7 protein-coding genes are annotated in these 8,442 nt (G+C 69.9%); 4 read left to right on the top strand and 3 right to left on the bottom strand.

Annotation, left to right across the window (positions count from 1 at the left end):
* Positions 1–220 precede the first annotated feature (220 nt).
* Positions 221–433 carry a hypothetical protein gene (locus tag IF09_RS0132610; RefSeq protein WP_030301963.1) on the bottom strand — a complete coding sequence of 71 codons (213 nt, stop codon included), beginning with the start codon at positions 431–433 and terminating at the stop codon, positions 221–223.
* Positions 434–1,173: 740 nt separating this feature from the next.
* Here IF09_RS0132610 and IF09_RS0132605 point away from each other — a divergent pair.
* Entirely contained in the window at positions 1,174–2,112 is a 939-nt protein-coding gene (locus tag IF09_RS0132605; RefSeq protein ID WP_030301961.1) for an NADP-dependent oxidoreductase, read from the top strand.
* Between the two features lie 898 nt (positions 2,113–3,010).
* Entirely contained in the window at positions 3,011–3,313 is a 303-nt protein-coding gene (locus IF09_RS0132595) for a hypothetical protein (RefSeq protein ID WP_158710117.1), read from the top strand.
* A gap of 577 nt (positions 3,314–3,890) precedes the next feature.
* On the opposite strand, the gene IF09_RS41000 is transcribed toward IF09_RS0132595, so the two are convergent.
* Positions 3,891–4,418, bottom strand: a complete 528-nt coding sequence (locus IF09_RS41000; protein WP_078613590.1) for a winged helix-turn-helix transcriptional regulator — start codon at positions 4,416–4,418, stop codon at positions 3,891–3,893.
* Positions 4,419–4,519: 101 nt separating this feature from the next.
* Between IF09_RS41000 and IF09_RS0132585 the strand changes: the two genes are divergently transcribed.
* On the top strand, positions 4,520–5,917 hold the full coding sequence (locus IF09_RS0132585; RefSeq protein WP_234321231.1) for an MFS transporter: 1,398 nt from the start codon (positions 4,520–4,522) through the stop codon (positions 5,915–5,917).
* Between the two features lie 690 nt (positions 5,918–6,607).
* On the opposite strand, the gene IF09_RS40995 is transcribed toward IF09_RS0132585, so the two are convergent.
* On the bottom strand, positions 6,608–6,808 hold the full coding sequence (locus IF09_RS40995; protein WP_037636635.1) for a hypothetical protein: 201 nt from the start codon (positions 6,806–6,808) through the stop codon (positions 6,608–6,610).
* A gap of 1,249 nt (positions 6,809–8,057) precedes the next feature.
* Between IF09_RS40995 and IF09_RS46000 the strand changes: the two genes are divergently transcribed.
* On the top strand, positions 8,058–8,408 hold the full coding sequence (locus IF09_RS46000; RefSeq protein WP_158710116.1) for a hypothetical protein: 351 nt from the start codon (positions 8,058–8,060) through the stop codon (positions 8,406–8,408).
* Positions 8,409–8,442 lie beyond the last annotated feature (34 nt).

Here is an 8,442-nt window from a genome sequence, read left to right as displayed (position 1 = left end):
CGTCGCCGTCCTGCAACAACCCTGGCTTCGGAACTCCACCACCGCACCGTCATGCGAACTGCAACTGCGGGTACTGCTGCCCGGCAGTTCGTCTCTGCCAGGCCCTTCTTGACTGGGCTACGAGAGAAACCATAACCACGCCATCGCCCAATGTCTACTCTGGCCGATATAGATTTTCGCGTGTTTGCCGGTGAGCTAATCGTCCCGCGGGCGCCGTCGCTCAGGAGCCGAAGAGGCGCAGGACGCGGGGAGCGTTGGGCAGGTCTTCCGGGACGGCCGCCCTGCCGGTCAGGGGCATCAGGTGCCCATTGGCGCACTCCCCGGGGTGCTGGTGGTCGATCTCCCAGTCCCGATCCGCCGGGATGGCGGCCGAACTGGTGGCATAGAGCGGCTGCCGACAGGAGCGGCACCAGTAGAAGCACCGTCCCCTCACACCGCCTCCCGGTATGGAGTCAAAAGCCGGACGGGGAGCCGCAGGGGCCCGTGGGACGGGCCGCCGGGGGTCGTTCGAGGGGGACCCGGCACAGCGCAACGGAATCTTTCATTCACATCGGCTGAAACGATCCGGCACCCTCCCACGTCACCGGCATCCGGGCGGGGGCTTACTCCCGCTCAGCCAGGATCCGGTCCGCAGTCAGCGGCGGACACGAAGCCGTATGCCACGTCACCGACCCCTGCCCTGCGACACTGTGAGGGCACCCGTGAAGGTGAAACGGATGGCCTACCGGTTCTGGGCCCCCACCGCCGACCACACCGTCGGCCTCGACGCCACGTCGGGGGAAACCGCCAGCGGGCGAAGGACGCCTATCCGACGGGCCGCTGCGGACGCCTGCCGTGGACGGGATGATGGGCGGATCGCGCGTGCAGCGGCTAGCGGCTGAGGCGGCCCGGGCTGTCAGACCGCTCAGACCGCTCTGCTGAACCCGGAGGCGCACCCGCACCAGCAGCACGGACGACGCGCCGCTCGCGCCAGCGGCCCGTTCCACGACGTCCGAGCCGGCCCCGCCCGAGCGCACCAGGCGGCGGCCGCCCCGCCTGGCAGGGTGCGCAGGGACACCTCGCCAGCGTCGACGGTCCCCTTCACAGACATCGCCGCACTGGGCGGTGTCTTTCGTGCCAGGCCGGTGGCGAAACTGCTTCTCTCTCATGATCACCAAGCGCAGAATGTTCTGCATGACGACGACACGGGTGATCACACAGCAGGCCATCGGCGGCTCCGACGTGCTGGAACTCGCCGAAATACCCCTTCCCTCGCCGGGCCCCGGCGAGGTCCTGGTGCGCGTACGGGCCACCGGTATGAACCCTGCGGACTGGAAGGTCCGCATCGGCAAGGTGGACTTCTTCGGCCCGCCGCCGTTCGTGCTCGGCCACGAGTTCAGCGGCGTGGTGGAAGGCACCGGCGAGGGCGTGACCCGCTTCGCGGTGGGTGAGGAGGTCTACGGCTGGACCGTCCCGCCGCAGGGCAGCCATGCCGACCACGTGGTGGTGACCGAAGACCGGATCGCGCCCAAGCCGCGCACCCTGGACCACGTCGGCTCCGCGGCGCTGCCGATCTCCGGCTTCACCGCCTACCAGGCCCTGGTCACCCTCTCCGATGTACGGCCCGGCCAGCGGGTGCTGATCCACGGCGCGGCCGGCGGCGTCGGCCACCTCGCCGTGCAGATCGCCAAGGCCCGGGGCGCGTACGTCATCGGCACGGCCCGCGCCGCCAAGCACGACTACCTGCGCGGACTCGGCGCCGACGAGCTGATCGACTACACGGTGGAGGACTTCTCGGCCCTGCGCAGCATCGATGCGGTGCTGGACACGATCAGCAACGACTACGGCCCGCGTTCCCTGCCCACCCTCAAGCCGGGCGGCATCCTGGTCGACGTCGTCGGCGTGGGCGTGGACCGCACCGAGGTGACGGCCCGCGCCGACGAACTCGGCATCCGATTCGTGGAGTTCTTCCTGGAACCCACTCCCGCCGTGCTGACCGCCTTCGCCGAACTCGTCGACACCCACGGCGTACGCCCCACGATCTCCGAGACCCTCCCGCTCACCGAGGCTGCGAAGGCCCACGAGCTCAGCGAAACCGGCCGGGTCCAGGGCAAGATCGTCCTCGTGCCGTAGTCCCGACGTCCTGGTGCGATGAACCGCTTTCGTGTCATTGGCGACCCCACCTCCAGTCCGGGCTGCCAGACCTGGGATGCGTTCAGCGGTTCACTTTTCACCCGTCACCGACAGGCCGGCACAGCGAAGGACCGGATGAAGGGCACGACGTGCAGTCAGGGGCGTCGGAGGCAGGGCTGCCAGCTGTCGGAGTGTTGCACAGAGGGGATCCTGCCGTCGGCACCACTGCGCCTGGCATCAGCGGCGGCCTCGCCCGGGCGGAGGCTGCGGGGTCTGCCCTCGTCGTCGGGTCCGGCAGGAACTGCCCGCTGCTGCCCGCTCTGCGTTGGTCAAGGGCATCCCCTGCGGAGACCGCCCGTGCATACGCCGGTCGCGTACGTCTAGGTCGGCTTCGCCGCCGAGGCGGCCGTGAAACGGCCGCCGGGCTCGGGTCAGTCAGGCCGGCAGTCAGCTCTCCCCCGCCACCGGCCCTTACGTGCGGAAGACGAGCAGATCGTTCGTCGTGAGGGTGTCGGTGTCGTGTGCGGGTGCTCCTTCGCTGATGCCGACGGGGGCGGCGTACGTGTGCGGGAGAGCCGGCTGCACGCTCGCGGGGTGGAGCGCGGGGGTGGCCTCGGCCGCGAAGAGGTACAGCGTGTCGCTTTCGGGCCGGGTGGCCAGGTGGGGTCCGGGTGCTGCGGACAGCTCGGCGGCGCGGAGGGCCCCAGCGGTGGGCGCCTCCCGGGAGGCTGGGGCCGCTGGTCATCAAGTTCGTTCCTCCTCAAGGTCTTCGTCAAGACCTTCATCGCCGCAGCAGAGGATCAACAGTGGGAAATTTCGAGGAAGACAAGGAAGAATACCTGCGCAGTCTGCGCAAGGCGCGTGCGACAAGCAGTACCTCGACTATGTCGTAACCCTCGTGGCAGCGGCACCGGACGTGGCCGTGGGCTGCGTCGTCGGCCCCGCGGTGGCAGGGGCGCTGACCGCCGGCGGGGGCATCGCGGGGTTCCTGATCGCCGGCCCGACGGGCATGGTCGTCGGTCTCACCACGGGCGCTGTAGGCGGCGTCTGTGCGGGAGTGAAAGCCGAGGAGGCGTACCAGTCGGCATCCACGGAAGACCGGGCGCGCATGCGCGCACTCGGTCAGAAGGCAGTGAAGGGCGGCGGGGCAGCCCTCGGAGCGTGGAAAGCCGGCCGCACCGTCTTGAAGTTCGTTAAGTAGGGGCGCGCGAAACGGCGGAGTGGGGGCGTACCGGGTTCAACGTGCCCGCGTCGTTTAATTTGGTCGTGCACATGGACGCGATCGTGTGCGGGGACATTCCCTCGCGTACGGGACGGAGGGGTTGGTGATGTCCAGCCGGAACCAGCCGGGCATCTCCCTCACGATGGTGGTCGCGTCCGGCCCGGTAGGCGGGACGCGGACTTCGCGGACGGTGTCTATCAGGTTGGGGGAAGCGGCCTTCTCGGCAGGCGGCCGGCCAGCTGCGCGGACAGGGGCGGTACATCGGCGGCGTGCGCGGCAGGACGCCCTCGGAGACGAGCCGATACATCACCTGGCGCAGCGGGACCTTCAGCCACCAGGGCGCTGCCGTACGGACGTGACTGAGCGACCTGGTCTTCTCCCGCCTCGACAGGCGGCAGTACCTCAGAGCCGAGTGGGCTGCGCCAGACGTCCCTCACATCAGAGGTGAGCTTGAGACCCACCGGGAACCCGTTGGGAATCCGAGCAAGCTCCAAACGGGGTGCGCTGGCCTATCCGGCCAATCGAGGCGACCCCTCACCCCTGGTCGCTGCTGACTTCAGGAGCCTTCGATCGGCCCGGCCCGATCCCATCCAGGCGCCCGCACGTCGACCGTGAGACCTCCCGACCCGGCCTCCTCACCGCAGGTCCGGCACGTCGACTTCAGATCGAGGTCGTGCTCGGCGTCGTGCTCGGAGCCGGGCCCGCCGCGATGCCGGAAGGCGACCGGCGGAGTGTCCACTGCCCAGCGATCGCCCCAGGCCAGCAGCGCGTGCATCACCGGTGCGAGATCGCGGCCGGCTTCCGTGAGGTGGTATTCGAAGCGCAAGGGGCGCTCGCTGTAGGCGCGGCGCTCGACCACGCCCGCCTCTTCCAGTGCGCGCAGTCTGGCGGCGAGGCGGTCGCGGGGGGCGCCGGTGTTGCGGACGATCCGGTCGAAGCGCTGGTTGCCGTAGAAGATCTCGCGGATCGCCAGGAGGGCCCAGCGTTCGCCGACGAGTTGCAGCGCGGCGGCCGCGGAGCACGGCCGACCGGGCACTTCGGGGTGCGGAACCGAGTTCTCGCCCTGCTTCGCGTTCGAGGTCACGTTCCCATCCTCTCTCGCGTCCGTTGTGTTTTCAAACTCGCCCGGCTAGCCTCCGATCCATGACAGTTGGATTTTCAAACCCACCTAGGGCGTCTCGAGCCGTGTTCGCGACGGTCACGGCCGCGGTCTTCATGTCGAACCTCGACCTCTTCATCGTCAACGCGGCCCTCCCGGAGATCGGCCGCTCGTTCGGCGGCAGCGGCCTCGGCTCCCTCTCCTGGGTCCTCAACGGCTACGCGATCGTCTTCGCGGCGCTCCTCGTAGTCGCCGGCCGCGTCGCCGACCGCTCCGGCCACAAGCCGGTCTTCCTGACCGGATTGGCGGTGTTCACCCTCGCCTCGGTCGGCTGCGCACTCGCTCCCAACGTCGGGACGCTGGTCGCGGCACGGCTCGTGCAGGCCGCCGGCGCCGCGCTGCTGATGCCGACGTCGCTCGCGCTGCTGCTCGAGACGACGGCGCCCGAGAAGCGCGCCGGGGCGGTGCGGGCCTGGGCGTCGATCGGCGGGATCGCCGCCGGACTCGGGCCGGTGGCCGGCGGGCTGCTGGTCGAGGCCGGATGGCGCTGGGTGTTCATCGTCAACGTGCCAGTGGGGATCGCGGCGTTCGCGCTCGGTGTCACGGTGCTGCCGTCGCCCGGACGCGCTGGGGCGGAGAAGAGTCCGCTGCCCGACCTGTTCGGCGCCGCCCTTCTCACCGGATCGATCGCCACGCTCGCGCTCGACCTGGTCAAGGCTCCTGACTGGGGCTGGACGAGTGCCCGCGCCGTGGGCGGCCTGGCTGCCGCGGTGCTGCTCGGCGTCTGGTTCGTCCTGCGTTCGGCCCGCCATCCCGTGCCGATCGTCGAGCTGCCGCTGCTGCGGGTTCCGGCATTCGCATCCGCCGCGGCCGCGCTGACGCTGTTCACCGTCGCGTTCGCCGGAATGCTGCTCGGCGCGGTGCTGTGGTGCCAGGGGGTGTGGGGCTACTCGGCTCTGCGCACCGGCTTCGCCATCGCGCCGGGCCCCTTGCTGGTGCCGCCGGTCGCGTTGCGCATCGGGCCCGCCGTCGCCAGATTCGGTGCGGGCCGCATCGCGCTGGCGGGCACCGTCCTGTTCGCGGCCGGCATCCTGTGGTGGGCCGCGACGCTCGACACCGGCTCGGCCTACGCGGCCTCGCTCCTGCCCGGCATGATGCTGACCGGCCTCGGCGTCGGCATGACGCTCCCGGTACTGACCGGGGCGTCGGCGGCCGCCCTGCCGCCGGCCCGCTTCGCCACCGGCTCGGCCATCACCTCGATGGGCCGCCAGATCGGCGCGGTCCTCGGCGTCGCGATCCTGGTCGGCATCCTCGGCACCCCAGCACCCGGACACGCTGTCGCCGCGTTCCGGCACGGCTGGTACGCGGTCGCCGTGGCGTCCCTGCTCGCCGCGTGCGCGACGGTCCCGCTCGTCCGCAAGCCGCGACCGGCCGCCGCCGCCGAGGGGGCCGACGTCGCAGAGGCCGCAGAGGCCGCCGCCTGAGAGACGAGTCCCGTCCGTCGATGGACGGACGGGACTCGCACTCGCCCAAAGGGCCGCGCTTTCAGGAGCGGAGCGCCCGCGACCCCGGGTGACCGCGTCCGGCCAGGTGGTCACCTTCATACGGCCTCCGCTGGAATCTCGGCCTCCCGCAGCCCCTGGGCGATGCGGTCGGCGGGGATCGCGGCAGCGGCGGCGGTCGTAGCTGCGGCCAGGGCGTTGAGGGCCATGGCGACCACGAGCGGATCGTCCCCCTTGAGGACGGCGGGCCGTGCACGGGCAGGGCTCGGACGATCTCCGCCGTGGCGTCAGCGATGACGTCGCGGGAGCCGGACTCCCCGATGTGCGCCGATCCCACGCCGAGGAACGTGGAGGTCGTCGGGCAGGTGGTGTCGCCCAGGCTGTCGATGTGCCCGGGCCGCGGGCGCCCATCTCCAGCAGCAGGCGGCCGGAGGTCATGCGGCAGTCGCCGGTGGGTACGACCTCGGGCCGGCGCTGAGCAGTGATGCCGTACTCGATGACCCGTTCCACGACCGGCGGCTGGCGGCGTCCGCGCGGACACGCTCGGCCCGCTCCAGCACGGCAATCCGCTCGCGGTCTGCGTGAGGAGCACGGACAAGAGGTGGGCCCCGACGAACCCGGGCCGCACCTCGTTCTCCACGACCTGCTACGCGAGCCCCAGCACGGGTGAGGTCAGAACAGGGTGTCCCGGTCAGGCTCCTGACGGGGTAACTCGGCCACGTCTTCGCCGTTCCACTTCGCTTCGAGGTACTTGCGCCAGCCGGACGGCGGAGGCCACGGCACTCCCCATTCGGCCAGCTGCCTCTTGGTCCAGCCGCCGTTGGATGTCTGCGCGGCGGACACCTCATCGGGCGAAGGCACGTAGCTCGTCATGAACGGATCATTCCCAGCAGGCCCCATCCGCAACAGCCGCGCCGCCACCCGACGGGAGCCGGCCTTCTTCCCGCGTCGCGCCCACAGCTGGCCACCTGCCGCCCGACGCTGGGACCTCGCTCCACGGGGTCACCGGGCTGCGAGGAGAACCGGGAGCTGCGCCGCCGCCAGGACAAGATGATCGCCGACTTGCGGGAGGGCCGGGAGGAAACACGTGAGGAGATACGGCAGCTGCGCGAGCTCACCGACCTCCTGCGCGGCTTCGCCATAGCCCCTGCCGCTGTCCCACGGCAGCCAGACCCACCGCAGAACGGCACAGTCGAGGCCAGCCAGAACGGCGACGAGGACATCAGCGAACCGCCCGAGGGGCAGACCGTGCGTGCACGTGACGAGAGAACGACCACCCCTTCCACACCACTGACAGCGCGCCGCCGGGCGAGCGAGTACGGCTGGTGCTGTCTACTGCGGTCGCGGTGGGTCGAACGGGTTCACAGCCGACCGGACATGGCACCGCACTCGGAGCAGGCCGGGACACCGGCCGGGACACCGGTCGTCTCCCGTGCTGCCCCCGCCGCCCCTCCGTGCCGGGCCTGCAATGCGTCCACGTGCCGGGACAGGACGTCCTTGAAGTGTTGTGCGCGTTGTAGTTCTCGGCTGTCTGTGTAGTGCATACGGCCAACCCCTGATGACGTCCAAGCGGTGATTCCCGTACCCAGTGCAGCGCAGATCAGCACGATCCACGGTAGGGCGTCTGTCACAGCGGTTCCTTTCCGTGACTGAGGCGAAAGTGGCGCCTGTGGCCGGGGCTCCGGCGACACCTCGTCATAACGCGGAGGCATATTACGGGTTGCGTTTTGTCAGCCGTTTGCAGTCATGCGCAGCAATCAGTTCGCATGCTTTACCTATGAGCAGTCGGGTCGGGACGGGGCGGCCGTGGGGCGACACGGTCGGATTCGCCCATGGCGGAGGGATCTCAAGCCATGTGTCACGCTCCGGAGGATCCGCCGGGACGGGGGCGCGTGGCGGAACGTGAGCGCCGGGTCAGGGGCCGAGTGCGCTTGTACGGCGGGCCCGGCGGCCGTGCGCACAGGGGAGGTCACGCATTCCGAGGGCACCCCGGCCCTACGGCACTACTTGCTGCCGACGGGAAGAACTGCAGCTCGCACGGGGTGTGGATGCGGACTTCGGCATGTGCATAACCGATAAGCGACCCCCGTCAACCCGCGCCTGCCTCGCCACCCTCACCTGCTTGGAGCACACCTTCCTAAGGTTCCGAAGCGTTGGGTGGACTATGACAACAGCAAACCACTCGACAATTTTTCCGCAGAGCTCCGAGGGCGATGGACGCGGTGTTCGCGCGGGGGCCACGAGGGTGGGGAAATGGACCTACACGCCGGTCTCAACAGACTGGCCGCCGAACGAGAGCGCTACGTTGCACCGTGAGGGGAGGGAAGTCGATCTCCACTACTCGTCGTCGGTCTTCGAGGACTTCCTCGAGGCGATGAGCGCGATCGAGAACGACTTCGGCCGACGGCTTCAAGAGGCTGCTTCGGTCAAGCCGTCCACCGGCGAGTGCTCCGGGCGGAACTCCCTTGTATGAGTACGGACTTCACGACGCGAGCAGTTTCTACGGC

This window comes from Streptomyces katrae (assembly GCF_000717655.1).
GTDB classification, from domain to species: Bacteria; Actinomycetota; Actinomycetes; order Streptomycetales; family Streptomycetaceae; genus Streptomyces; species Streptomyces katrae_B.
The sequence above is the reverse complement of the archived record's forward strand: the minus strand, read 5'-3'. Positions and strand labels throughout refer to the sequence as shown.

Excerpts from the sequence above, each read along its gene's own strand:
- IF09_RS0132605 (WP_030301961.1), top strand. The coding sequence starts at position 1,174 with ATGACGACGACACGGGTGATCACACAGCAGGCCATCGGCGGCTCCGAC.
- IF09_RS40995 (WP_037636635.1), bottom strand. The coding sequence starts at position 6,808 with ATGACGAGCTACGTGCCTTCGCCCGATGAGGTGTCCGCCGCGCAGACA.